This is a genomic window from Streptomyces tirandamycinicus (assembly GCF_003097515.1).
In the GTDB taxonomy this organism is placed as follows: domain Bacteria; phylum Actinomycetota; class Actinomycetes; order Streptomycetales; family Streptomycetaceae; genus Streptomyces; species Streptomyces tirandamycinicus.
The window spans coordinates 7,264,456-7,289,495 of sequence record NZ_CP029188.1; the positions used below are offsets into that span (position 1 = coordinate 7,264,456).

The following is a 25,040-nucleotide window of genomic DNA, read 5'->3' on the forward strand; positions in this document are numbered from 1 at the left end:
GGTCAGGACCGCCCTTCGGCGAGAGGGGTTTCACGGGTGAGGAAGGCGAAGACGGCGGGCTCCAGGGCATCGCGCAGCGCGGTGACGAACGTCGCGATCCGGAGGTCGCCGGCGGCGAAGACCACCCAGGCGTCCTCCCGGCGCGGCAGCACCGTCAGCGGCGCGCCGGCCATGATGCCGGCCTTCCGCAGGCACTCCACGGCCCCCCACACGCGCGTCGCGGCGGTGTCCGGCGCCTCCCCGGTCTCCTCGGCGACCAGTTCGGCGACGGGCGCGTGGTCCCCGAGCAGCCCGCGCCACTCGTCGGCCGGGCGCATGCTGACGGCTTCGATGTCGCAGGCCACCTCGGTGTCGGAGACCACGCTGAGGGTGACCCCCAGACCGTGTGCCGCCGACATCGACAGGTGCCGGCCGGAGTCCAGCTCCGGCCGCCCGTCCGGGCGGTGCCGGACCGCGGCCGGGCCGCCCAGGGCCCGCGCCGCCGCGTCCGCCGTGAAGCCGCGGCGCTGGGAGACCGAGCCGGCCGGGGCGTCGCCGTGCGGCTCGACAGCGACGGCCACACGGCTGCCGACGACGTCCTCCAGCGAGCGCTCCAGGTACGGGCCGAGCAGCGGGGCGACCCACGGGCCGGACCCGTCGGTCTTCCGCACGGCGTGCAGGGTCAGGCCGTCCCAGCGTTCGACGACGGTGCCGTGCTCGTCGCGCACCGCGATGTCGTACACGTAGGTGTCGCCGTCGCGGCTGCGCTCGACCGCGGTGTACCGCAGCGTGGCGGGGACGTGGTCCCCGGCGCCGAGGGTGTGGATGCGCTCCACGCCCGAGGGGAGCAGTGTGGCGTTGGGGACGCACACCTGGTTGCCGTGCATGAGGGCGTCGCGCATGCCCGGGTCGGCGAGCAGCAGTTCGCCGGGCAGGAAGCCCGCGAACCAGCCCTCGGGCCGCTGCTGGACGGCGACCTCGGCGTCCACGTGCCGGGCGGCGGCCCGGTGGAAGCGGCGCAGCCGCTGGAAGCGTGCGCCCTGGAACAGGACGCTGCCGTACAGGTCGGTGGCCGGGTCCAGCGGGACGACGGGGGTGTCGTCCGGAGCCTGCAGCGGCGGGCCGTCCGGCGCCTCGGCGTCCGAGAAGACCAGCCGTGCCCGGAAGTGCTCGGCGACGAACCCGGTGTCCTCGGCGTGGATGGCGACGTCGACGGTGTCGGTGGCGGTGACGGTCGCCGCGATCCGGATGCGGGTGCTGCCGTTCGGCGGCACCACGATGGGCCGCAGGAACTTCGCGCCCTCGATGACCGGGGCGGTCCCGGTGCGTCCGGCGGCCGCGGCGGCGACCTGGGTCATCGCCTCCATGCCGATGACCGCGGGCAGCAGCAGATTGCCGTCGAGCAGGTGGTCGGCAAGGTACGGGTCGGTACCGGCGTTGAGTTCGATCTCGGTGACCAGTTCGACGCCGTGGTAGCGCACCAGCGGGTTGCCCGTGAAGCGCAGCAGCGGCAGCGCGGGCAGGTCGCGGCGGACCGTGTCGATTCCCTCGGTCCGGCCGCTGATGACGGTGACCACGGGCGCGTCCGGGTCCTCGATCAGGCGCAGCAGGATCTCCACGCCCTGGTCGGGCGAGACCGGGGCGATGCCCTCGCGGGAGAGCGACTCGACGACGGAGAGCTTCTCGCCCATGCCGACGCCGGACCAGACCGACCACTCCATGCAGCGGGCCCGGATGCCCGGGTGGGCGCGTGCGATGTCCTCGGTGAGGTCCGCCAGCCATTCGTTGGCGGTGGCGTAGTGGGCCTCGCCGCGCAGGCCCGCCCGGCCGATGATGCTGCCGAAGGTGACCAGCAGCTTCAGCCCGCCCGCGCCGACCGCGTCGAGGACCGTACGCAGGCCGTCGACCTTGGGGCCGAAGGTCCGCTCGAAGTCCTCGGCGGTCAGACCGGTCAGCGGGCCCGGCTCGTTGCGTCCGGCGCCGTGCAGCAGACCGGTGATCGGCCCGAGTTCCGCCCGGAGCTCGGCGACGGCCGCCGAGACCTCCCGGGCGACGGTGACGTCGGCACGCGCGTAGTGCACCCGCACGCCGCCGTCGCGCATCCGGTCGAGGTTGTCGGCGAGTTCGCGGTCCCGCGCCGGGTCGGAGCGGCCGAGGACGGCCAGCTTCGCGCCGGTCCTGCGGGCCACGGCCAGGGCGCACTCCGCGGAGATGCCCTTGCCGCCGCCCGTCACCAGCAGGACGTCGGAGGCGTCCAGCGGCTCGTCGGTGCGGTGCGGTGCGACGGGCAGGGCCCGCAGCGTCGGTACGCGGCGCGTACCGGCCTCGTCGTAGTGGACCTCCGAGAACCGTCCGGTCGCCGCCACCTCGGCGACGATCCGCTCCACCGCGTCGCCGGTCACCGGCGTGTGCACCACGGTGGTGCGCAGGTGCGGGGCCTCCAGGTGGAGGGTCTTGGCCAGGCCCGCCGCGCCGCGGCCGTCCTGGACCAGTACGAAGCGCCGCTCGCGGTCCCCGGCGAGCGCGCTCCTGGCCGCGGCCAGCACCCGCTCCACCTCCTGCCGCGCGCAGTCCTTGGCCAGCACGGCCAGGACGCCCGCGCCGACGCCCGCGCCGGCGAGCCGCTCGCGCAGCCGCTCGGCGTACGGGTGGTCCGCGGAGCCGAAGAGCTCCCAGGGGCCGTCGGCGCCGTCGGCCGCGGCGTGCGGCCGGGCGACCTCGTCGAGGTCCACGGCGAACGGCCGGGCCCAGGGTGCCGCGCCCGCGACGACCGGGGCGGCGGGCTCCTCCTCCGTACCGCCGGTGCCGGCCAGGGTCTGCAGCGCCTCGGCCAGTTCGGCCAGGGTGGCGGTGGCGAAGTTCGTCGGCACCCGGGCCGCGGCGATCCCGAGGCGGGACGCCGCCTGGTTGACGATCTGGCCGACGGTGATGGAGCTCATGTGCAGGTCGTCGAGGAGCCGGCTGTCCGGGTCGACGAGTTCGGCGGGCAGCTCGGCGCGCTCGGCGACGAGAGTGCGCAGTACGTCGAGCGGGTCGGGACCGTCCTCGGCGGCCGGCCCGGCGGCGGGCGCCCGCTCGGCGCCCGCGTTCTGCTCCGGCTCCGCCGCCCGCTCCGCCCGCGGAGCGGACTCCGCGGCCGCGGCCGGGGCCTCGCCGGCGGGACGCGGCCGGCGCCCGGCCGGCGGCACGTCGCGCGGTGCCTGCTCGCAGGGGCTGGCGAGGAACGAGAACTCCTGGCCGACCTCCAGGGGCCGGATGAGCCGGTCCTGGAACAGCCGCTCCAGCGCGACGGGCACGCCGGCGACGTACGCGGCGCCGGCGACCTGCAGGACGCTCCTCAGCGACTCGTCGTCGGTGTTCAGTGCGACGACGGGCACGCCGGTGGTGGCCCGGGCGAGGGAGCTGAGCACCCGGCCGGGGCCCACCTCGACGAACAGGTCGACGTGCCCGGCGGCCTCGCCCATCGCCTGGGTGAAGCGGACCGGCCCGGTGATCTGCCGTGTGAGCAGCGCCGCCAGGTCCGTGCCGGCGTCCAGTTCCCCGCCGGTGACGGTGGACAGGACCCGGCCGCGCACCCGGCCGAGGCGCGCGGTGGCGAGCCAGGCACCGAACGACGAGGCGGAGTCGGCGACCAGCGGCGAGTGGAAGGCGTGCGAGACGTTCAGGCGCGTGCAGGCGACCTCCGCCCGCTCGGCGCGGCGCCGCACCTCCTCGATGTCCTCGACGGGGCCGGCGACCACCGTCTGCTCGGGGCCGTTGTACCCGGCGACGACGGCACCGAGGCCGGCGATGAGCTCACCGGCCCGCTCGGGGTCCGCGCCGAGCGAGGCCATGGTGCCCGAGGCGCTGTGCTCGGCCATGGCCCGCCCGCGCACCCGCGCCGCCTCCAGCAGCGTCTCCTCGTCGAGGGCCCCGGCCCAGTGCAGGGCGGAGAGCTCGCCGAGGCTGTGCCCGACGGCGACGGTCGCCTCCAGGCGGAGCGAGTCCAGGACGCGCAGGCCCGCCGCGGAGCCGGTGGCGATGCGCGGCTGCGCCACGTCGGTGGCGACCATGTCGCCGCTCGTGGGCAGCCCGGCCCGGTCGAAGACCTCCGCGGCCTCGGGGAAGCGGCGGCGCAGTGCGCCTCCCCCGGTGCCGTGGCCGGAGCCCTGGCCGGGGAAGAGGAAGCCGACGCGGGCGCGGCCGGAGGCCCGGCCCAGCAGGCTGCGGCCGTCCGCGGCGGTGTACGCGGTCTCGCCCGAGTCCAGCAGGTCGGCCAGGTGCGTCAGGCGGCGCTCAGCGTCCTCCGGGGAGGTGGCGACGACCGCCGCGCGGTGCGGCAGACCGCGCAGTTCGCGCTGGAGGGTGGCGGCGAGGTCGGCGACCTGGCCGTAGGAGACCCGGGCGGCGAAGGCGGCGACCTCGGCGAGCCGGGCGCGCAGCGCCTTCGGCGAGTCGCCGTCGACGACGAGCAGTTCGGCGTCCTGCGGTGCGTGGGCCAGGCCGGCGGAGCGCCGGCTGGGCGCGGTGCGCCGCCTGCCGGCGGGCTCGTCGAGGACGACATGGGTGTTGATGCCGCCGAAGCCCATGGCGGTGACACCGGCCCGTCGGGGCGCGCCGTCGGGCCAGGTCTCCGCCTTGCGCAGGGCCTTGAGGCCGGCCTTCTCGTCGGTGAGCAGTTCGTGCGGGTCCACCGTGCCGATGGCCGGCGGGAGGGTCTGGTGGTTGACGGCCATGGCCGCCTTGATCAGCCCGGCCACGCCCGCGGCGGCCTTGGTGTGGCCGATCATCCCCTTGATGGACGTGATGGCGGCGGGAGCGGCGTCGGGGTCGGCGGCGCGGCGCGCGCCCATGAGGGCGGTGAGCTCGGTGGCGTCGCCGACGGCCGTGCCGGTGCCGTGCCCCTCGAACAGCCCGACGGTCTCGATGCCGAATCCGGCCCGTTCGTAGGCGCGGCTGAGCGCCAGCTGGTAGCCGCTGACCTCGGGGCGGGTGATGCCGCCCTGGCCGTCGGAGGACACGCCCCAGCCCGCGATGGTCGCGTAGACGCGGTGGCCGGCGGCGAGTGCGTCCTCCTCCCGCATCATCACGATCATGCCGCAGCCCTCGCCCGGCCAGAAGCCGTTGGAGCCGCGGTCGTACAGCTTCATCTCGCCCTTGGCGAGCGCGCCGGTCTTGGCGAAGCCGATGATCTCGAACGGGTCGATCGACAGGTCCACGCCGCCCGCGACGGCGACGTCGATGTCGCCGTTCAGCAGCGAGGTTCCGGCGGTGGTCACCGACAGCAGCGAGGAGGAGCAGGCGCCGTCGACGGTGTAGCCGCCGCCGTTCAGGTCGAAGTGGTTGCAGATCCGGCCGGCGATGGTGTTGGCGAGCCCGCCGGCGAGGGTGTCCTCGTCGATGGCCGGGAACGGCTCCTTGTACGCGGTCTCGACGTCGTCGAGGAACTCCGCGATCCGGGACTCGTCCCAGTCGTCCTGGCCCTTGAGGGCCGCTGCCATCACCCGCCTGACGTACGGCCAGCGCAGCCGCATCACGTTGGCGCGGGAGAACTCGCCGGTGAGGGTGTTGCCGACGACGACGCCGGTGCGTTCGCGCGGCAGGCCCTCGCCGCCGGGGAACCCGGCGTCGGCGAGTGCCCGCGCGGCGGTGTCGAGGGCGAGCCAGTGGGTGAGGTCGGTCGACCGGAAGGTGCTGCCCGCGATCTTGTGGGCGACGCGGTCGAACGCGTAGCCCTCGATGACCGCGGCGTTGCGGGCGTAGAAGGTGTCGGGGGTGGCCGGGTCGGCGTCCCAGTAGTCGTCCAGGTTCATCCGGACGTCGGGCAGGCGGCGGAACGCGCGCCGTCCGGCGACGGCGTTGTCCCACAGCTCGTTCGGGTTCGTGGCGTCGGGGTAGCGGCAGGCCATGCCGACGATGGCGATTCTGGTCATGCGGGCACCGGGATCTTCTTGGTCTCGGCCTCGGCGGACGCCGGGGCGGGGCAGGCGCAGGCCCCCTCGGGGCACGCGCACGCCGGAGTTGCGGACCCGGACCCGGATGCGGCCGGGGCGGGGCAGGCGCAGGCGCCCGGGGGGCACGCGCACGCGGCGGTGCCGGCGGTGCCGGCGGTCTCGGCGGCGGCGTCGGCCTCGGTGACGGACCGGGTGACGGCGGCGAGGGCGAGGGCCTCCTCGGCCCGCTTCCTGGAGACGATGTCGGCGGTCCACAGGAACGCCCCGCGGACGGCGCAGACGAGTGCGGTGGCGAAGAACAGGCCGTAGGCGACGCTCATCGCGGTCAGCACGCCGTACAGCGCGGCGACGCCTCCGCCGAAGGCGATCTGCCCCCACTTCGTGGACGGGGTCGTACCGGGGTCCGTGATCATGTAGTTGGTGAAGAGCACGAACGCCACGCCGCTCATCATCGCCAGGCCCGCGAGTATGGAGGTGTCGAACAGCAGGCCGCGGACGATCGCCTGGAGGGCGAAGCCGCCGACCCAGGCGAAGATGAGCCACATGCGCTCGGTGAGCTTGGCGTTGAGCATCGTGCCCAGGACGATGATGATCGCCGGCACCAGCCAGTCGAAGCCGCCGTCGAGGTACTCGGTGAAGTGGTACGGCGGGGCGATCGAGGCCCACGGGAAGAGCAGCAGGATGACGGCGATGCCGAAGTTCGACGGGTTCATGAAGTGCCGCAGGCGGCCCTTGACCGGGGCGCGCAGCACCCACTTGGTGCCGACGGCGACGATCACGCCGAACACCATCACCCATACGAGGTCGTTGACGTAGGTGAGCATGTTCACCGCGAGGGCGGTGATGTGGGCGGGGAAGAGGAACTCGACCAGGCCCTTGAACCCGCCGCCGGCGAAGCGCGGCGCGCGTCCCTCGGCGCGGGCCCCGAAGAGCTCCAGGACGATCTCGACGGTGTAGGCGGTCGCCAGCGCGATGAACGGCCAGGACCAGGGCTGCTCGAAGCCGAGGACGGTGTAGCCGAAGATGTTGAGCACGGAGATGGAGATCGCGAACCGGCGCAGCGCGGTCGTGACCTTCGGGTTGTGCCGTGGGGCGGCGGCGGTCTTCGTTGCGGACATCGTCACTTCTCCTTGACCTCGGTGCCCAGCTCGAGGCTGTGCCAGCCCGGCGTGAGCTTCAGCTTCTGCTCGTGGACCTCACCGGTTCGGTCGCGCCAGGTGATCACGGCCGGGACGGAGCCCCGGACGTCCTTGCCCAGGCCGATGTGGACGTCGGTGCTGCGCTTGCCGGAGTGGCCGCCGCCGCCGTCGAGACGGGTGACGCGCTCGGTGCCGTCGGGCAGTTGGACGCGGACCTCCGCGCCGACCACGGGCGCTCCGTCCGGGTGGGTGAGCTTCAGGCCCAGGTGGGAGCCGGTGGCCTCGGCGACGTTGTGCAGGAAGACCGGCTCGCCCCACTGGCGGGCGACCGCCAGGTCGAGGCGTCCGTCGCCGTCGACGTCGCCGGTGGCCAGGCCCCGGGTCGGGACGGGCTCGCCGATGCCGAGGGCGCCGGAGAGGTTGTGGTATTCGCCGGTGCCGGGGTCCTTGGCGAAGAACCGCATGCGCTGGCTGCCGGCGATGTCGTCACCGTGCCTGACGTTCGGCCACCACACGGGGTTGGGGACGAGGGCGTCGTTGGCGGTGGCGAGCTCCTGCAGCTGCGGCCAGCGGTTGTTCTTGCCCTTGACGAAGCCGAGGGCCTGGGTGATCTCCAGGTCGCCGTTGTTGTCGAAGTCGCCCATCTTCACGTCCCAGCCCCAGCCGGACCAGGCCAGCTTCAGGTCGGTGGACTTGTCCGTGTACGGGGCCTCGCCCTTCTTGAAGCGGCCCTGCAGCTCGGGACGGGAGCCGGCGTCGCTCAGGAAGGCGAAGTTCGACTCCTGGATGCCGAAGGACGTGGTGATGTTGCTGACGAACATGTCGTAGATGCCGTCGTGGTCGAGGTCGCCGAAGTCGACGCCCATGCCCTTGAAGGAGCTGCGGCCCAGTTCCTTGGACTTCGGGACGGTGCCGCTGTGCACGGCCTTGACCTCGGAGAACCTGATCTTCCCCGGGGTGGAGGTGTTGTGCAGCAGCGCCGAGGTGCCGAAGTCGTGGGCGAGGAACATCTCCGGCAGCCGGTCGCCGTCGAGGTCGGCGGCGGAGGCGCCGAGCGACCAGCCCTTGTTCAGGTTCTGCGGGAGGGCGCCGTCGGTCTTCTCGTAGCCGTCCTCGGTCCACCGGAAGAAGTGGCCGCCGCCGCCGTTCTGGGCGTGCGACAGCGACGCGTTCATGGTGACGTCGCCGTCCTTGGACGGGTCGAGGACGGGGCTGTCGGGGAAGTAGTTGCCGATGTAGACGTCGTTGTGGCCGTCGCCGTCGAAGTCGGCGACCGCGGCCGTGTTGGAGTTCCACAGCGGGCCGGTGTACGTCCTTCCGGACTTGCCCGGCAGCAGCTCGGTGGCCGTGAAGGAGGCCGCGGTCAGCGGCTTCCCCTTCTCTCCCTTGTTCACGAAGATGATCGGCGTACGGCCCCAGTAGTAGACGAGGAGGTCCATGCGGCCGTCCTCGTCGTAGTCGCCGGGCATGCAGCCCATCGGCGCCATGGTCGTGCTGGTGCCCAGCGGCGCCGGGTCCAGGGCGAACGGCGCGTACGCGTCCTTCCGGGTCGGCGCCGGGGTGACCACGGCCTGGTCGATCCGCACGTCGTTCACGCACAGGTCGTTGGCCAGCCCGTCGCCGTCGAGGTCGTTGACCGCGATGCCCGCGCCGACCGAGGAGATCCACGCGTCGATGTGCTCGTACGCCTTGTTGACTTTCCGCACCTCCTGCTTGGGGAATCCGGCGGGCATGGCTATGGACATCGGCTCGAATGCGAAATTCTTCGCCAGCTTGTTGACCTCGGAGGCCGAGGACTCGGGCAGCCGGACGGCGTAGAACGTGCCCACCATCAGGGCGAGCGCGACGATTCCCGGTGAATTCCTGCGGAGCCAGTTCTTTGTGACCGTCACTGGTCGGCACCTTTCGAGATGAGCGAGTCTGAAGCGAGTTCCGCGGCGATGTCGCGCCGCCAGGTCTCGTAGGCCGGGGCCGCTCCCCCGCCGGGCGCCTGGGGCCGGGTGTCCCGGCACACCCGGGACGCCCGCTCGGCCGTCGTGCCGCACACGACACGGGCCGCGAGATGCGTGTGGTCGATGACCGTGCCCGCCTTGACGCGCGCCTCGGTGGCGAACGCGGACCCCTGGGCGAGCGCCCAGCGGTGCCGGCCCGCGCTCTCGGCGAAGCGCGCGAGCTCGTCCTCGCTCACGCCGCCCGCGTAGGCGCAGGCGAGTCCGGCGCCCGCGTAGAGGTCGCCGTGGCGCCGCTCGGGATAGGCGCGGATCAGGTCGGTGACGACCTCGGGATCGGTGCCGCCGACGAACCACAGAGCGCGGCCTATGCCCTGGTCGATGGCGTTGAGCGTGTAGTGGTTGTGCCCGCCGTTCCAGCGGAACGGGTGCTGGGTCTCGGGGGTGCGCACATAGGCGCCGGTCTTGAAGTACGCCTGGTGGAAGCCGTATCCGTCCAGTGCCAGCCAGCGCAGCAGCGGGTCGGTGGTGCGGATGTCGGGCCACAGGGGCTTCGGCAGGCGGGCCATCGCCCAGCCGATGCCGACGTAGATCATGTAGTCGTGGTGGCGGCCCTCGCCGGCCAGCAGCCCCTCCAGGCGGCCGCCGTGCCCGGGCAGCGAGTCGTACACCGCCGCGCCCATGCCGGCACCCTCGTAGGCGAAGCCGCGCATGTCTCTCGGGACGTTCTCCAGCAGTTCCTCCGCCTCCGCGGGGGAAGCCGCTTCCACGGCGTACGCGTATCCTCTGAGAAACACCTCACCGATGTACTCGAGCCGTGCCTTTGCTTCCGCGTTCTTCACATGGAATCCACGTACTTCCATGGTCGTCTCGGAAATAGGAGGCGTGAGCAATCGGCGGCGGAGTGCGCCAAAAACACTGGACACGGCAGAAAACCGCCCCTCTCGAATCCCTGAAATACCCCGGCGAATCGAATCTAGCCAGGAGGCCGGGAGGGGCGTCTACTTCAGATGTGCTCAAACGGCGGTGCTCACACAACGGCGGTGCTCAGGCGCGTGCGCACCCGCCGCCGCCAGACCTCGTAGGCGGGTCCCACACCGTTCTCGGGAGCGGTGGCCGAGCAGTCGTCGGCGAGTCGTGCGACGGCGTCGACCGAGAGCCCCGTGAACGCGTGCACGGCGGCGCCGCTGTGCTCGGGGACGAACCCGGCGTGGTGGCGTGCCTTGGCCGCGAAGACCGCGCCCTGGGCGAGGTGCCCGGCGAGCGCCCCCGCCTCCTCGCGCAGCCCGGCCAGGTCCGCCGCCGTGCTGCCGCCGGCGAAGGTGGCGGCCAGCCCGACACCGCTCCACAGGTCCGCCTGCCGGTCGCCGGCGAACGCTCGCACGGCAGCGGACACGTTGCCGGCGTGTCCGCCGTGGATGAACCACAGCGCGCGGCCGACGCCCTGGTCGAAGGCGCGCTGCCAGTACGAGGGGTCCTGGTCCCAGTCGTACGGCGCGTCCATGCGCTGCCCGCCGACCCAGGTGCCGGTGTCGAAGTAGGCCCGGTCGAAGCCGTAGCCGTCGACGCACAGCCAGCTCATCGCCGGGTAGAGGCCGGGCTCGGTCAGGTCGGGCACCACCTTCTTCCACAGCGGCCTGGGCAGCTTGGCCATGGCGAAGCCGATACCGATGTAGTTGAGGAAGATGTGCGGTCTGCCGCCGCCCCGCAGCAGGTCGCGGGTGCGGTGCCGGTTCGGGCCCATGGCGTCGCGGACCGCGCAGGCCATGGTGGCGCCCTCGTAGGCGAAACCTCTGTTCAGCGGGTCGACGAGTGCGAGCCGGCGCTCGGTGGTGGCCAGGTCCTTGTCCTCGATGCCCCACTCGAAGCCGGTGACGACCGCCTGCGGCACGGCCTCCAGTTGCCGTGTGCGCTCGTCCGGCTCGACGGGGAAGCCGCGCCCGGCGAAACTCACGTCGTCCAGGGACGGGGCCATGATCAGCCTGCGCAGCGCTCCCAGTGCGGGCACGGGCGCCTCCTCTTGTGCGCCGCTACGGCCGGCGGCGGGAGGAGCCATCGTGGGCGAACCGGGCGGCGCGCGGCATCTTCGCGTGTGCGCTCCGGTGAGGTGTTCAGCGGTTGCGGCGCACGTCCACTTCCTCGTCGTGCACGGCGCGCCCGCACTGGGCGCAGCGCAGCTCGACGTGGACGGGGCCGTCGCAGCCCACGTGGTCGGCGCGGCGCGGCGGCCCGAGCTCCTGCGGCAGATTGCGGTCCCCCCACTGCATCAGGGCGATCACGGCCCGGGTCAGATCGCGGCCGGCGGGGGTGAGCCGGTACTCGTGCCGCACGGGCTTGTCCTGGTACGGCACCCGCTCCATCACGCCGTGCTCGACCAGCCGGGCCAGCCGGGTGGCGAGCACGTTGCGGGCGATGTCCAGGTGGGAGAGGAACCCGTCGAAGCGGGTGGTGCCGAGCAGCGCCGAACGGATGATCAGCAGGGTCCAGCGCTCGCCGATGACCTCCAGGGACCGGGCGAGGCTGCAGTCCTGTCCCGCGTACGTGTGTCTCAGCATGCGCTCACTCTAGGGCTCGACGAGTTGCGTGAAGGAACTCGAAGTGGCGAAGTCGTCGGGGCGCCCGCCCGGCCGCTCAGGCGGCGGCCAGCATCCTCTCCCCGCCCCCGGTGGGACGCCGCTCGATGCGGCTGTAGGCGTACGCCGCGGAGACCAGTGACATGTGGTGGTGCCAGCCCGGGTACGAGCGGCCCTCGAAGTCGAGCAGACCGAACTCGTCGGACATCTCCCGCACCGAGCGCCCCGCCTGCCCGAGTGTCCGCGTCAGCGCGAGCAGCGACTCCGTCCGGGTGTGTGTGAGGCTGGTCAGCCACAACTGGAGGGTGCGCCGGCCGCTGTCGGACCGGGTGGCCAGCAGCCGGTAGGTGCGGTGGATCCGGTCGCCGTTCGCGCCGCGCTGGGGCAGCCGTACGAAGCTCGACATGACGGTGGTGCGGCGGCCCCGTCCGTCCCAGGGGGCCACGCTCTCCATCCGGGTCAGGGTGCCCGCGTCGAACTCGAACAGGCTGCGGGCGGAGAGCACCAGGCCCTGCCCGTCGCCCCCGTGGGGACGCTGCAGCCGCAGATGGCGGCCGACGGTGACCTGGAGGGTGTCCGGGACGGCGACCACGAAGTCGCGTCCCCGCAGGGCGAGTCCCCGCACCAGGGCCTCCGCGCTGGTTCCGCCGACCGCCTCCAGGTCGGCGACGACGGGCAGGGGCGCGGTCCGGCTCGCGGCGCCGAGAGCGTCGACGAGGTCGAGGGCGTGCTGCTCGACGGAGCGGGGGCCGATCTCGTCGGGGATGCGGGTTCGCAGACGGCGCTCGGGGTCCTTCGTCCACGAACCGGGAAGCAGCAGGCGCCAGTCGACGGGCACGGCCTGGTCGTAGGAGGAGAGGAAGACCCCGACGCCCAGCTGGCACGTGACCGAGCGGCCCGTGGACGGCAGGAACCGGCGGTGCACACCGCAGGAGTGCTCCCCGCGCTTGCGCAGGACCGCCTGGCCGAGCACCCAGGCGCGCGGGGTCATCTGCTGCTCGGCCCATCTGGTGAGCTCCGCCCGGACAGGCATCCAGTCCCAGGGGCTGGCGTTGACGAACTGGTGGAGCGACTGCGAGGCGGCGGGTGAAGAAGAGATCGCTGCCGCGAGGCGGCGCACGGACTTCTTGCCCGAGGTGGTCAGCAGGCTGTGCACGTAGGCCTGAGCCCAGCGCCGCTGGTCGACCCGTGGCAGGCACTCGAAGATTCTCTCGGCGAACACCGGCAACGATGTGCGAGTGGCCGTCAGAGCGTACGCACCCATGGCTAGTTTCCTCCCCTGCTGTCGGCCTGCGGCTGCCGACCAGGCTAAAATAATAGCGAACGACCTCTTTTTTTTGCGACTCAGGAGAGTTGCCGGATGCACTTCGCCAAGTCCATTCCCGCCACCCGCTGCCGTCCCGCCCAGGCGGTACGCCGCAGACCTCCCCGGGGCGTCCCGTCGGCCACGCCCACCACCCCTGTGACCTGCCGTTATCCGGAGCGTCTTGGGCAACTCCGCCTTGCCGCCGGAGAAAGGGAGCGACAGTCTTGGAGCGAAGAGTGAACGCCAGTCCCCCTCGGGACGCGCCGGCGGTGCGCCGACGGGCCGGAGTCGAGGTCCTCGCATGTCCGGTGGCCGAGAGCCCTCTTCGGGAGACGGTGTGGTGAGACAGGAGAGGGCCGTGCGCACGCGTCAGGCGCTGGTCGACGCGGCAGCGGAGGAGTTCGACCGCTACGGGTACGACGGGACGTCGCTGTCGCGCATCAGCGCGGTGGCCGGCATGTCCATCGGCGCCGTGACGTTCCACTTTCCGTCGAAGGTGGACCTCGCGGACGCGGTGCAGCAGGAGGGACGTTCGGTGACGCTCGGCGCGCTGGACCTCCTGACCGCCGAGCCGGCGCCGCCGCTGCGCATGGTGGTCGATCTGACCCTCGAACTGGCCAGGCTGATGGAGCAGGAGCCCTCGGTGCGCTCCGCCATCCGCCTGAGCCGGGAGCGTCCCGGCACCGACGCCTGGTCGACCGCGTGGCTGCCGACGGTCCGGAGGCTGCTCGACCGGGCCTACGAATGCGGCCAGCTGCGTACGGACGCCCTGCCCGCGGACGTCACGACGCTCGTGGAGCATCTGACGAACGGGGCCGAGGCGTACCTGCGCAGCCGGACGGGCTCGGACCCCGCCTTCGAGAGCGCCGTCGCCCAGCTCAAGCGGGTCTGGCACCTCGCGCTCGTCGGCGTGTCCGCCGAGGGGCCGGACGCGCCGCGCATGGCGTGTGCGCCGCCCGAGGGCACACGGGCGCGCTGACGGGCCGTCGGGCGGACGACCGCGTCCGCCCGACGGCCCGCCTGCCGCTTCGCTACACGGCGGTCCGGCCGCCGTCCACGGCCATCGCGGCCCCCGTGACGAAGGAGGCGCGCGGGCTGCTGAGCCAGAGCGCGGCGTGGGCAACCTCCTCGGGGGCCGCCATCCGCTTCTGTATCTGGCGCGAGACGAAGACCTCCTGCAGGTGGGGGTGGGTCTCCAGCGCCCCGTCGAGGAGTTCGGTCCGAGTGCTGCCCACGACCAGGGAGTTGACCCGGATGCCGCGATCGCCGTACTGCGCCGCGGCGGCCTTCGTCATCCCGATCACCGCGTGCTTGGCGGCGACGTACGGCGCTCCCGCCACGGTCGCCACCACTCCCGCCGTGCTGGCGGTGTTCACGACCGCGCCCTCCCCGGAGGGGAACATCGCCGGGAGCTGATGGCGCAGGCAGTTCCACGTCCCCCGCACGTTCACGTCCATCACCTGCTCGAACACGGCGTCGTCGGTTTCGTGCAGATCGGTGCCCACCGTGCCCCACCCGGCGTTGTTGAACGCCACGTCCAGCCGGCCGAACCTCTCCAGAGCCGCTTCCACCACCCGTCTCACGTCCTCGGCGAACACGACGTCGCCGGGTGCCGCCAGTGCTCGCCCCCCGTTCGCGACGATCTGGTCGGCGATCTCCTTCAGGCGGTCCTCACGCCTCGCCATGAGGACGACCGCCGCCCCCTCCTCGGCGAACAACCGGGCCGCCGCCGCGCCGATCCCGCTGGAAGCCCCGGTGATCATGGCGACTTTGCCGCTCAGCAGACCGCCGGCATCTCTTTCCGCACCTTCGTTCAACGTCTTGCCCCCTGATGAGTAGAAACGGACGACGAGCGGGAACCGCGCGTGCGGTGCGGCCCGTTCACGCCGGCGTGACGGCCGAGGGGCCCCATACCGTGCCGTCGGCGGCCTCGGCATCGACGGCACGCAGCATCGGCTCGTCGATGTGGTGCAGCGAGTCCACGAGATGCCGCACCCCCACCTCCTGCATCAGTTCGCGCTGGAAGCCGTGCTCGAAGCCGCTCGGGTGCCCGATGAACGGCACGCCGAGCTCCTTGGCCTTCTCCGCCACCCGGGCCACGTCGTCGATGAACACCGCCTGGGTACGGGCGAGACCGAACACGTCGGACGTGATCTCCTCGATGCCGGGACGGAAGTCGTTGGTGCAGACGTATGCCGGACCGTCGAAGAGGTGGGCCCACTCGCCGAGGAAGCGGTCGAAGTGCTCCCGGCCCAGACCCCCGTAGCAGATCGTCCTCAGCCCCAGATTCCGCAGGCGTTGCACCAGTTCGATCGCGCCGTCAAGGAGCCGGACCGGATGTTCACTCACATGGGCGTCCCTTTCGGCGAAGTACGCCTTGAGGGCTTCCGGCCCGGTCATCGGCACGCCTACCACGCGCGCCATGTACTCGCTCGCCACGTGCTGGGGCTGCGAGAAGACCCGCCGCTCGACCTCGGCGGTGTAGGCTCCACCGCGGCTGACGATGAAGCGATGGATGACCGGACTGAAGGTGTCGTTCAGCAGCACGCCGTCGATGTTGAGCGCGGCGAGCCGCAACTGCCGAAGTCCTAGAGGCAACAGGTCTCCTGAGTCGGTCACGGACGGTGGAGTGAACGAGAAGGTGTGCTCAGGGGGCGCCGGCGAGGATGCCACGATCAGGCGAAGCGGTGCACGTTCAGGTCGATGGACTCCACGACCCGCTCGTCGGCGATGCCCGGCAGGAGGATCCGCCACATCGCCACGGTCCGGTCGGGCAGGTCCTGGCGCCCGGACACGGCGTTCGCGTACATCTGCATCCCCGTGCACGCACCGACGACGAACTCGGCCAGCTGACCGACGTCGACCGACTCCCTGAGCTCGCCCTCGTGCTGAGACCCCCTCAGGGTGATCTCCAGGATCCGGGCCCATTCCAGGAACGGCGTCGCGTCCCGCACGGTGACGCCGTCCTGCTCGTTGGTGAGCCGGACCCCCGCGCGGAGCAGGACGTCACGCTGTATCTGCCAGGCCCACAGGAACGTCATGTCCACGATGCGCTGCAGTCCCTGCGCGTCCAGCTGGGGGACGACGGTGTCGGGCTGCGCGGTCATCACGGCACGCGCCAGGTCCTCCTTCGACTTGAAGTGGAAGTACATCGCGCCCTGCGAGACGCCGGCCCGCTTCATGATCTTGCTGATGCTGGCGCCTCTGAACCCGTATTCGTCGAAGACCTCGGCGGCCCCCAGGATGATGGCCTCCCGCGTCTTCACTGCTCGATCCTGCTGCGGTTTGGCCATCGGTGTTGTGCTCCCTCTCGACAAAAAAAACGAACAACCGATATTTTAAACCCCCGACCCCGGTTCCCGGTAGGGGACATAGGGGTACACATACGCACGCCCAGGGGAGAGGCATGCCGACAATCACAGAGCTCGCGGCAAGACCTGCACTCACCACCACCGTCGCCAGGGAGTACGTGCACCGGGCGGCTCTGTCGGAGGTCTTCCTGACCGGCTGGAACGAAGCCGGGCGCGACGCCTTCACCGTCACCGCGCAGCTGCCCCGCTGCCACACCTTCTACGTCCCCGAGTACGGGATGTACGACCCTCTGCTGCTGTGCGAGATGATCCGGCAGTCCAGCACTTTGCTGACGCACGTCGCGTACCAGGTTCCGTTCGGTCACCAACTCTCCTGGTCGCGCCTGCAGTTCGCCGTCAACCCCCAGGCCATGCGCATCGAGGACACCCCTGCGGACGTCGAACTCCACGTGACCTGTTCGGACATCCGCTACCACCGCTCGCTGCCGGTCACGATGTCGATGCACCTGGAGGCGGTCCGCAACGGCTCGCTGCTCGCTATGGCCAGCGTTCGCTTCGGCAGCCACTCACCCGCCGTGTACCAGCGTCTGCGCCCCGGGCGAGGCGACATCGACGAGATCTTCGCCAGCGCCCCGAAGCCGCCGGAGCCCGTATCGCGCAGCACCGTCGGCCGGCTGCGGAAGCAGGACATCGTGCTCTCGCCGGCCACGGAGCCTCTGCGCTGGCAGCTCCGCGTCGACACCAGCCACCCGGTCCTCTTCGACCACGCCCTCGACCACGTTCCGGGCATGCTGCTCCTGGAATCGGTGCGGCAGGCGGGGCAGGCCGTCCGGCCTTCGCGGGCCGGCGCCGTGCTGCCCGTGTCGATGGACGTCTCGTTCAACCACTACGTCGAGTTCGACGAGCCGTGCTGGATAGAGGCCGAGCCGACGGACGCCCCCTCGTCCTCGGGCACGCGCCGGACGATCCGCGTCAACGCCCTTCAGAAGGATTCCTTCGCGTTCAACGCGACTGCGGAGCTGGCGGACATCGACTCGTTCTGAGCGGCCGCTCCCCCGTTCACGACGGGGCGGAACGAACCCGATCCCGGCACAGCCCGAATCATCGAGAGGAAAAGGAGGATGTCATGTAAAGGGCCTGGGCGACTGATCCCCTCGGAGAGGACCGTCGCCGACCGACCACCAGTGAGCCACCACTGGACCGAGGCCAAGTGTCACACCGCCCGCCGAGCTGCCAACTCGACGGGCGAAGGCCCGTTCTGGGTGCCACCCCAGAACCGTGTACTACCAGGTTCTGCCAGAACCACGAAGCCGCAGAAGCGGCCTCTTCAACGCCTCCCGCACGGAGGCCTCATCTCCTGCTTCACGCTCACGTAGTTCACGCTCACGTGATTCTCGTACGGACCCTCTAGATCAAGAGGAGACCGCAGCCCCTACATCAGAAGGAGCACTCAGCCCCTACATCAGGAGGACACCTCAGCCTCGAGATCCAAATGGAGACCTCAGCAACTCCTCAGCTCTTGCATCAGGAGGAGACCTCAGCCCCGAGATCCGAAACGGAGACCTCATCATGATGAACCAATCCCCTGCGATTCTCCAGCCCTCCGGACATGCCGATGGGGCGGATTGCCGGGATAGTGCCGATTTCTTACCGATCAATTCGCGCCATCCTCAGGTCGGAACGAGCCCTTCCACTGCAGCTCCGCTCCCCCGCGGACGGGTGAAGGTGCCGATGCGGCTCGTGGAGTGCTCTCACTACGCCGACGCGGCGCTGAGTGTCTATATGAAGGTCAAGGCCCTCGGACTGCGCGCCGAAGGATGCACGGCCGGCGTCGCCACCATCGCCGGGTATCTCGGCTTCTCCGCCTCCACCGTGCAACGCAGCCTTGCGCAGCTTCGCGCCACAGCACCCGACGGTGTGGTCGAACTTCCCGACAGCCGGCGCCGCTCCCTTCCCGGCGGCCGCGGAACGACGGCACGCCGCATGGTCCGCCCGCTGCGGCCGACCGAGCGGTTCATCTGGGTGCCCGTCGCCGCCAGCGAACAGCTGCGGCCCCGCCTGCTGCGCGCCTACGTCGTCATCTCCTACGCCGTCGCACAGAACATCCCCCTCACCGAGCGCACCCTCGCGGGCTTTCTGCGCCATCACTCGGGCCGGCGCGCGGGAGCGGCGCTGACCACGGAGGCCGCGGGCCGCATCATCGACGAACTGGTCGCAGCCGGCTGGATCAGCGTACGGCGCCGGGCAGGCTTCCAGGGGCGTCATCTCTTCCTCGTACACGATGGCCGCCCCGTACCAACTCCCGCTCCTGATGACCGATCGGGTTCCGATGCTGGTGACCGATCGCTCGCGTATAAGGAAGACCTGAAGACTGACCGACCCGAGAACGACGCCGTGCCTGTCTCACCCGCCGTAGGCGAGGTACCGGTGGAAGAGGCCGCGAACGACCGCACCCACGAGGCGACGCCGGTGGACGCCCCAGGTGATCGCGCGCTGCGCGCGGACGGCACGGCCCCACCGCCGACTTCCACCGCTCGGGACACCGGGCAGACCTCCTGGAGGGGCCCGCAGCTGACCTTCAGCCCCCGGCTCAACTCCGTGCTGGAGCCGGTCCGCTCCCTGCTCTGCCAGGTCAACACCTACGTGCAGCGCCGCATCGGACGGGAGGTCGCCAGGCAGCTCGACGACGGCTACGGCGTTCTCCGCCTTCGGGAACGGCTCACCCAGCGCCTCGCGCAGACCCTCGTCTCGGACATCCGGGACCCCGGACGCTGGCTGCTGGGAGTCGCACTCCCCCGCTGGGGCTGCGCCGACCCGGACTGCGAATCGGGAGTCCTCTGGTCGACCGGTACGCGCTGCTCCGCCTGCCGGGAAGCGGTCGCCGAACGGGCTTCGGCCCGCCGGGAGAAGGCCGGGCACAGAACCCGGGCCGGATCGGCCGCGCACCACGAACCTGGCCACGACCTGGGCCACGACCCGGGGCGGCGTCCCCCAGCCGTCCCCCGGATCGTGGAGTACTGCCCCGACTGCGAGCGCCCCCACCTGCCCGGCGGCGCCGGACTCTGCGCGGAGTGCCGTACCCGCTCGGCAACGCCATCGGCACCCCCACCCGCACCCACCGCTTCGATCGGCAGCGGATGCCGGGGGCGGAACGGCACCTGCGGCCGCCCCGCCCCACACGGCCTGTGCTGGCGATGCCGTATGGAGTCCGGGGCCTCGCCACCCGGGGAGGAGCGCTACCCGCCCGGCACATGAGTCCCCCGTCACCAGGAGAAGCCATGGCCTTGCCGACCTCAGCCGAACCGGCGGCGACGCGTCCACGATCAGACGCGATCGCCGTCGCGAGCGGCGCTTCCCCCCGCCGCTCGTGGCCTGTGCCGCTACGGGCGCCCTGCCAGCACCGGCTCGCGCTCCGCTTGTGCGTGCCCGGCGGGCGTCGGCTCCTCCGCCCCGGCCTCGTCGTAACCGGCCTTGACCATGCGCTTCTCCTTCCACAGGTGGTAGAGGGAGACGGCCAGGATGGCCGAACCGATCAGGTTGGCGACGAAGTGCCACCACACCCGGTACGTCACCAGCGCCGGTCCCGGTTCGATCAGGCCGAACCAGGTGGACAGGCCGATCGCGCGGCTGGCCCCCAGCGCGACCGAAAGCGTCAGCACGACGTGCTCGACACCGTGGATGCCCTGCATCCAGACCCCCATCCTGGCCCACTTGCGGGACTTGAGGTGTCCGGTGACCCGCCGGGTGATCTGCACGATGCCGACCAGTCCGGCGAGGAAGATGAAGTTTCCGGTGAGGTGCAGGATCTCCATGCCGAGCGAGGGCTTGGTCATGTCCACCTGCCCCATGCCGCGGGCGAGACTGTGGGCCCACGGGGTCATCCACGCCGGAGCGTAGGGGTTGGCGATCCAGTAGGCGGCCTGGGCCACATGCTCCTGGAAGTGACCGATCTGCCCGACGACTCCGAGTCCGATCAGGCCCACGGCCGTCTTGTACAGCCAGGGTCGTACCGGGCCCCGGTTCGCATACGCGAGTACGGCGACGGCAAGCCACATCGCCACGGCCCAGGCGATGAAGAGGACGGCGCCCGCGGTGTCCGCGAACGACACAGCACTTCCCATACCGTGCATACCGGACGGGTGCTCCATGTGCGCTCCTTCTCCACGTTCGTACCGGACGACGCCTTTCGCCGTGCCAGCCCTGACGCTAGGAAAGGGCGTCCCGAGTCCTCTACTTCAGCCGTGCGGACTTCGGCGGGATGCCGCCCGCATCTCCTCCGGCAGTCGGAGCGCGCCGGACTCAGCCCCTGTATGACGCCGTCCCTGTGGCGCCTGCAGCCACTACCGCTGCAGGCACCACAGGGACTCCAGGCACCGGGCCTTCAGGAGGGTTATTACGTCGTAATGGCTGGCCCCGACGAGCGGTCTCGGACAGGTCCGCCCCACTCCCCCACCGCTGGTGTGAGCGCGGAGCCACCCCGAGCCCTACCGGTTCTCCAGCAGAAGTTCGACCACCTGCTGCCGAAACTCCGGCCCGGCGGCGGCAGTCAGGTCGGCGACGAACGCTTCGGGGCTGCCGAGCAGCTCCAGGTATCGCCCGATCATTCGGTGACGCTCTCGTTCACTGACCTTGCCGAAGATGATGTCCATACTGGCGACACCGTCAGCCCACGGCATCTTGACCTGCCGTGGGCTGAGAGCCGGTGCCGGACGTGGGTCGGGCACGGTGACCACGGGCGCTGCGTGTTCCGGGGCGCCGGAGCCCTCGCCGGGGGAGCTTATTACGTCGTAATGAGCCGGCTCTTCGGTCCGCTGCGCCGCATCGGGTACCGCCGCAGAGCCGAGCTCCGCCGCCAATGCGCCCGTTCCGGTGCTCTGGCGGGCGCTCGCCCCGGCCTGCTTGTCTGCCTTCTCCTGTGAGCGCTTGTCCTTGAGGCGCTGCAGGTGCTCTGCCTGCTCCTCCGGCTTCTTCCGCCCGACGAGGCGCAGAAGGTCAGCGCGCTCCTCCCCCGCCTCGAGCTTGTGCTTCAGCTCGGGAGTGAGGGTGAGCAGAGCGAGCCGCTGTGAGATCCAGCCCTGGGAACGATGGAGCCGGATGGCGAGGGCCTCCTGGGTGCCGTGGACACCGAGCAGCTGTTGCAGGGCCTTGGCCTCGTCGAGCGGGCTGAGGTCCTGTCGGTGGATGTTGGCGACGAGGGCGGACTCGAGGAGCTCGTCGGGGTTCTTGCCGAGGTCGTCGTCGAGCATCACCTTGATGCTGTCCAAGGAAGCCTCTCGTGCGGCGGCAAGTCGGGAGTTGCCGTCGATCACGACGTACTTGGTGCCTGGCTCCAGTTCGCGTTCACGCGTCGGGTTGGCCTCGAGGTAGGTGAAGCGCGACATGATGGTGATGGCCTGCTTCTGCCCGTGGTCGCGGAGGCTGCCGGCAAGGTCGGTGAGATCGCCGAGCTCGGTCCGCGGGTTGTCCGGGTTGAGGCTGATGGCGCGGACGGGAAGGGTGACCGGTGGGGGCGCGCCTTCCGTGGGGGCCGCCGTAGCGGCGTTGATGGCCGCGCGCCGGGAGCTGATGGGTTGTGCTTGCTGAAAGGAGGCGCCCGCTCCGAGCTTGGCGGCCTTGCTGGTCATGAGATCTCCCGTGCGAGCGCGCGGAGGGCCACGGCCTGGTCGCATCGAGGGGCGTAGGCGAGCAGGGGCTGCTTCATCCGGACGGCTTCCTTCTGCTCCTTCAGGTCACCGATGACGCCGACGACTCGAGGGTCCTTTATGGCCATCCAGGCCTCGAGGGAGGAGGTGGCGATATAGCCGCGGCGGGCGTCGTAGTGGTTCACGACGATGCCGAGGTACTCGAGTTCGAGGCCCATGTCGCCGCGAAGGTCCTCGATCTGGGAGGTGAGCAGGGCGTAGGCGTCGGCGCTGCTGTCCTCGGCCTGGACCACGACGAGGACGCCGGAGTTGCCGGGTTCCTCGCCGGGGCGGCGGCGGCCGTAGAAGGCGGCGGCATCCATGCTGAGGCCTAGGCTGGGTGGGCAGTCGACGAGTATTACGTCGTAATGGTGCTCGATGGGGGACAGGGCGCGCTCGAGGGCTGCCTCACGGGCGCGGACACCGGAGAGTTTCACGTCCAGCAGGAACGCATCGGTGCAGGCCGGCAGCAGATGGAGACGGCCGCCGAAACGGGGGTCTTCGACCTCGACGATGAGGTCGCGAAGATCTCCCTTGGGCTCGCCGGCCATGTGCTTGGTGAGACTGTCGCCGTCGAGGTGGAGTGGCGCGTGTCCGGTCTGCTTCGTCAGATGGCCTTGGGGGTCGAAGTCGACGAGCAGCACCCGGAGCCCCGGCCCGGGCAGATCCTCGTAGTCGAGCGGCGAACCGGGCTGATCCGCGTTCAGGAGGGCGGCGAAGTGCTTGGAGATACGGACCGGATGGAGCAGGTCGGCCCCTTCGGCCAGGGCTTGGCCGGCCCCTGAAGTGATGGCGGTCTTGCCGACTCCGCCCTTCTGGTTGCAGACGATGATGCGCCGGACGACCGTGGGGCGCTGCACGTTCGGAGGCGGGTTCTTGTCCAGCCAGACCTGCACGGACTGGGATAGGCCCTGGACGAGGGAGACACCGCGGGCTTCGCAGTCTCCCTTGAACGCGTCCCACTGGCCCGGGGGAAGCCAGGTGGAGAACGACTTGGCGCCGGCGGTGTCGATGGGGGACCGATTCGCACCCAGCCCGCGCCAGGCAGAGATGCCGGCCTCTACCGCGTGCTGGATGTCGATGCCGTGCTGTGCTGTGCGGATCTTCAGATCCTGCTGCAGCCCGGCGGGCAGCTTGGAGACGACCTTCTCCCGGTCGCTGGATGAGGGCGAAGTCATGGCCGCTACCTTACTAACATTCAAGATCTTCTGCGGCTTCGACACGTTAGTAAGCCACAACTTCAGGGCCTGGTGAGCCGACAATGGGCACCCGGCACGTATTACGCCGTAATAGCGCCCCCAGGATCGCCGACCCTCGAGCAACGGAGTATTACGACGTAATGAGCACTCACTCGGAGCACGACAGCCGGCTCCCCACCCCTGCCGCCGCCAGGCAGCGGACCCCAACTTGAGGCTGTGAACCCTGGGGCAGACCAGGTGCTCGGCCATGGAACGGCCCGTCAAGCGGTCGGTGCCATACGGCTGAGGTGACACGGGCAAGAGGCAGAACGGTCTGGCACGTCGTCGTGAGCCGGTCCCGGATGGGCAAGCGATCGATGGACGGGGGAGAGGGAGTGCATACGGACTCCTGTGGCGCTCGCCCCGGACACCTCCTCAACCGGTCGAGCCGCTGGCGAACGTCACCTGGCCGACCTGACGGGCCGGGCACGGCAGTTCACAGTCACTCCAGGGGTTTCGTCCCACCAGACACCCCACTGGTGCACTCGCTGTCAGCTGGTGGTGGGCCAGGCCTGCAGGAGTGCGGCGATCTTCTTCGCCGTGCAGGTGGGATCCAGGAGCAGATCCTTGAGCGCGGTGGCGTCGTGGCGGGTGGGCTTGACCGCGATGCCGGAGGCTTCCAGGTACATCCCGCCGGCGGCGGCTGCGCGGCGAGGTTGGATCGCTCCAGCCAGCGGCAGCGGCTGAGGGTGTGCACCAGCGCGGCCGCCCGGGCGTAGGGACCGCCGTAGGCAGGGTGCTCGAACAACTCGGCCTGGTGGCGGGCGACCGCCGCGTCCGGCACGCCGTAGTCCTCGGGGACGGGGTCGCCCGCTCCGGCTGCTTCGATCAAGGAAAGAGGTGGCGGGGAGGTATAGACGGCGCGGACTCTCCGGCACACGCACCCGTGCGTGTGCCGCGTGTGCTGGCCTGCCTGATGCTGGTCGCCCGATGGCAGGGCGTGACGTGGGCTGTGTCGGAGGGCGGTGGGGGAGAGGTAGATCCTGAGTATCGCGTTGAGCGCTCTGGTGATAGCGGAACGGTAGATGGGCGTTGGGTGGTTGTGGGCAGGTTCGAGTTTGTGTCGGCGGTCCCCCGTGCTGACGGTCTGATGGCTCTGCTTCGGCTGACCGCTTTGGTCTGTCGGATGCCGCGTGACTCTTGGTTGTCGGTGAAGTTGTCGGTGGGGTGTCAGGGAGGGTGAGCTTAGGGGGAGATGGTTGATGGTGCAGTTTGCTGTGGTCTTGGACGCCCCGAGTAGTGGGGCGAGGTTGGTGCATTGTGAGGTTCGTGGACCAGTGCGCCATGAGCCCTTGGTCCGGTCCTCTTGGGGGTGCTCTTGCGGCTGGCTGCCGTGATTACGTCGGCCACGCGGAGATCATCCCAGGGGTGCCTTCTTCGCATGGATGGAGCCGTGCGCCGGTGGGCGGCTGCCTCGTCCGCACCCTGGATGAGCGGTAGATGATGGTGTGTGGTGGTCCAGTTCTTATCTGCTTTTTGTTTTGATGCATCCTTCTTCTACGGCGTGTGGGTGCGGACTTTCGACATGAGGCTTTTGATGGCCTGTCATTGCTGTTCTGGTAGCGGCGCATGGGAGTGGGGGTGGCCGGCCTGATGGTCTGGTGTTCTGTCATGGCCTGTATGGAGTAAGGCTTTGACGGTTTGTCACAGCGGAGCGTTGTGTACGCCCGCGCGGAGCGCGGGCGTGGTGGTTTGGGTGGTGTGGAGTGCTGGGCTTCGCTTGCGTGGTGTGGAGTGCTGCGGGTGGTTGGTGAGCGGAGCGAGCCATCCTCGGGTTCGGGGAGCGGAGCGAGCCGTGTCCGCTTCCGCGGAGCGGAAGCGGGCGGCCCCGCGGAGCGGGGCCGCCCGCTTGTGTATCGCGCAGCGATACAGTATCGGCCTCCAACTCGTCCATGAAGTGCCGAACTCATCGTCGTGGGGCTGGCTGCCAC

At 70.6% G+C, this 25,040-nt stretch carries 16 protein-coding genes and 1 pseudogene; 3 read left to right on the forward strand and 14 right to left on the reverse strand.

The annotated features are described in order from the left end of the window. Nucleotides 1-2 precede the first annotated feature (2 nt). The 7 genes from DDW44_RS31470 to DDW44_RS31500 all read right to left on the reverse strand — a co-directional run bounded on the left by DDW44_RS31470 (nucleotide 3) and on the right by DDW44_RS31500 (nucleotide 12,837). The gene (locus tag DDW44_RS31470; RefSeq protein WP_108908993.1) at nucleotides 3-5,891 is read right to left on the reverse strand and encodes a type I polyketide synthase; all 5,889 of its coding nucleotides are present in this window, start codon (nucleotides 5,889-5,891) and stop codon (nucleotides 3-5) included. Then, on the reverse strand, nucleotides 5,888-7,030 hold the full coding sequence (locus DDW44_RS31475; protein ID WP_108908676.1) for an enediyne biosynthesis protein: 1,143 nt from the start codon (nucleotides 7,028-7,030) through the stop codon (nucleotides 5,888-5,890). The genes DDW44_RS31470 and DDW44_RS31475 overlap by 4 nt, the downstream gene beginning before the upstream one ends. A 2-nt stretch (nucleotides 7,031-7,032) precedes the next feature. Continuing rightward, a complete protein-coding gene (locus tag DDW44_RS31480; protein ID WP_108908677.1) occupies nucleotides 7,033-8,883 on the reverse strand; it encodes a CRTAC1 family protein in 1,851 nt (616 codons plus the stop codon). A 56-nt stretch (nucleotides 8,884-8,939) separates the two neighbouring features. Beyond that, nucleotides 8,940-9,926, reverse strand: a complete 987-nt coding sequence (locus DDW44_RS31485) for a DUF1702 family protein (RefSeq protein WP_026282123.1) — start codon at nucleotides 9,924-9,926, stop codon at nucleotides 8,940-8,942. 104 nt (nucleotides 9,927-10,030) lie between these two features. Further along, nucleotides 10,031-11,008 (reverse strand): DUF1702 family protein, encoded by a 978-nt coding sequence (locus tag DDW44_RS31490; RefSeq protein WP_108908678.1) that lies wholly within the window; start codon nucleotides 11,006-11,008, stop codon nucleotides 10,031-10,033. A gap of 103 nt (nucleotides 11,009-11,111) precedes the next feature. Then, nucleotides 11,112-11,555: a winged helix-turn-helix transcriptional regulator gene (locus DDW44_RS31495; RefSeq protein ID WP_017949443.1), complete on the reverse strand. Its 444-nt coding sequence runs from the start codon at nucleotides 11,553-11,555 to the stop codon at nucleotides 11,112-11,114. A gap of 76 nt (nucleotides 11,556-11,631) precedes the next feature. Then, nucleotides 11,632-12,837 carry an IS701 family transposase gene (locus DDW44_RS31500; protein WP_027734918.1) on the reverse strand — a complete coding sequence of 402 codons (1,206 nt, stop codon included), beginning with the start codon at nucleotides 12,835-12,837 and terminating at the stop codon, nucleotides 11,632-11,634. Between the two features lie 400 nt (nucleotides 12,838-13,237). Here DDW44_RS31500 and DDW44_RS31505 point away from each other — a divergent pair, with 400 nt between their 5' ends. Continuing rightward, a complete protein-coding gene (locus DDW44_RS31505) occupies nucleotides 13,238-13,858 on the forward strand; it encodes a TetR/AcrR family transcriptional regulator (RefSeq protein WP_208648031.1) in 621 nt (206 codons plus the stop codon). A 52-nt stretch (nucleotides 13,859-13,910) separates the two neighbouring features. Here the strand turns inward: DDW44_RS31505 and DDW44_RS31510 are convergent, their stop codons facing one another. The 3 genes from DDW44_RS31510 to DDW44_RS31520 form a co-directional block, all read right to left on the reverse strand. Continuing rightward, on the reverse strand, nucleotides 13,911-14,663 hold the full coding sequence (locus tag DDW44_RS31510) for an SDR family NAD(P)-dependent oxidoreductase (RefSeq protein WP_108908995.1): 753 nt from the start codon (nucleotides 14,661-14,663) through the stop codon (nucleotides 13,911-13,913). A gap of 97 nt (nucleotides 14,664-14,760) precedes the next feature. Then, nucleotides 14,761-15,477, reverse strand: a complete 717-nt coding sequence (locus DDW44_RS31515; protein WP_167455559.1) for an HAD family hydrolase — start codon at nucleotides 15,475-15,477, stop codon at nucleotides 14,761-14,763. Nucleotides 15,478-15,554: 77 nt separating this feature from the next. Beyond that, nucleotides 15,555-16,172, reverse strand: coding sequence for a ScbR family autoregulator-binding transcription factor (locus DDW44_RS31520; protein ID WP_208648032.1), 618 nt, complete (start codon nucleotides 16,170-16,172; stop codon nucleotides 15,555-15,557). 113 nt (nucleotides 16,173-16,285) lie between these two features. Here DDW44_RS31520 and DDW44_RS31525 point away from each other — a divergent pair, with 113 nt between their 5' ends. Together DDW44_RS31525 and DDW44_RS31530 are read left to right on the forward strand one after the other, a co-directional pair. After that, nucleotides 16,286-17,233: a ScbA/BarX family gamma-butyrolactone biosynthesis protein gene (locus DDW44_RS31525; RefSeq protein ID WP_212766500.1), complete on the forward strand. Its 948-nt coding sequence runs from the start codon at nucleotides 16,286-16,288 to the stop codon at nucleotides 17,231-17,233. Nucleotides 17,234-17,921: 688 nt separating this feature from the next. Next, complete coding sequence (locus DDW44_RS31530; RefSeq protein ID WP_240800746.1) at nucleotides 17,922-19,445, forward strand: hypothetical protein; 1,524 nt, start codon at nucleotides 17,922-17,924, stop codon at nucleotides 19,443-19,445. A gap of 125 nt (nucleotides 19,446-19,570) precedes the next feature. Here DDW44_RS31530 and DDW44_RS31535 read toward each other — a convergent pair whose 3' ends face one another. The 4 genes and pseudogenes from DDW44_RS31535 to DDW44_RS31550 all read right to left on the reverse strand — a co-directional run bounded on the left by DDW44_RS31535 (nucleotide 19,571) and on the right by DDW44_RS31550 (nucleotide 23,989). Continuing rightward, nucleotides 19,571-20,338, reverse strand: coding sequence for a DUF6008 family protein (locus DDW44_RS31535; protein WP_108908682.1), 768 nt, complete (start codon nucleotides 20,336-20,338; stop codon nucleotides 19,571-19,573). Nucleotides 20,339-20,674: 336 nt separating this feature from the next. Continuing rightward, nucleotides 20,675-21,814: a ParB/RepB/Spo0J family partition protein gene (locus DDW44_RS31540; RefSeq protein ID WP_108908683.1), complete on the reverse strand. Its 1,140-nt coding sequence runs from the start codon at nucleotides 21,812-21,814 to the stop codon at nucleotides 20,675-20,677. Then, nucleotides 21,811-23,049: a ParA family protein gene (locus DDW44_RS31545; protein ID WP_108908684.1), complete on the reverse strand. Its 1,239-nt coding sequence runs from the start codon at nucleotides 23,047-23,049 to the stop codon at nucleotides 21,811-21,813. The genes DDW44_RS31540 and DDW44_RS31545 overlap by 4 nt, the downstream gene beginning before the upstream one ends. Nucleotides 23,050-23,600: 551 nt before the next feature. Then, nucleotides 23,601-23,989, reverse strand: a pseudogene (locus DDW44_RS31550) (fic family toxin-antitoxin system, toxin component). Nucleotides 23,990-25,040 lie beyond the last annotated feature (1,051 nt).

What these genes read in the sequence shown, in the direction of transcription:
- DDW44_RS31470 (WP_108908993.1), bottom strand. Translation starts at nt 5,891, where the DNA reads ATGACCAGAATCGCCATCGTCGGCATGGCCTGCCGCTACCCCGACGCC.
- DDW44_RS31475 (WP_108908676.1), bottom strand. Translation starts at nt 7,030, where the DNA reads ATGTCCGCAACGAAGACCGCCGCCGCCCCACGGCACAACCCGAAGGTC.
- DDW44_RS31480 (WP_108908677.1), bottom strand. Translation starts at nt 8,883, where the DNA reads ATGGTGGGCACGTTCTACGCCGTCCGGCTGCCCGAGTCCTCGGCCTCC.
- DDW44_RS31495 (WP_017949443.1), bottom strand. Translation starts at nt 11,555, where the DNA reads ATGCTGAGACACACGTACGCGGGACAGGACTGCAGCCTCGCCCGGTCC.
- DDW44_RS31500 (WP_027734918.1), bottom strand. Translation starts at nt 12,837, where the DNA reads ATGGGTGCGTACGCTCTGACGGCCACTCGCACATCGTTGCCGGTGTTC.
- DDW44_RS31520 (WP_208648032.1), bottom strand. Translation starts at nt 16,172, where the DNA reads ATGGCCAAACCGCAGCAGGATCGAGCAGTGAAGACGCGGGAGGCCATC.
- DDW44_RS31525 (WP_212766500.1), top strand. Translation starts at nt 16,286, where the DNA reads ATGCCGACAATCACAGAGCTCGCGGCAAGACCTGCACTCACCACCACC.
- DDW44_RS31530 (WP_240800746.1), top strand. Translation starts at nt 17,922, where the DNA reads ATGCGGCTCGTGGAGTGCTCTCACTACGCCGACGCGGCGCTGAGTGTC.
- DDW44_RS31535 (WP_108908682.1), bottom strand. Translation starts at nt 20,338, where the DNA reads ATGGAGCACCCGTCCGGTATGCACGGTATGGGAAGTGCTGTGTCGTTC.
- DDW44_RS31540 (WP_108908683.1), bottom strand. Translation starts at nt 21,814, where the DNA reads ATGACCAGCAAGGCCGCCAAGCTCGGAGCGGGCGCCTCCTTTCAGCAA.
- DDW44_RS31545 (WP_108908684.1), bottom strand. Translation starts at nt 23,049, where the DNA reads ATGACTTCGCCCTCATCCAGCGACCGGGAGAAGGTCGTCTCCAAGCTG.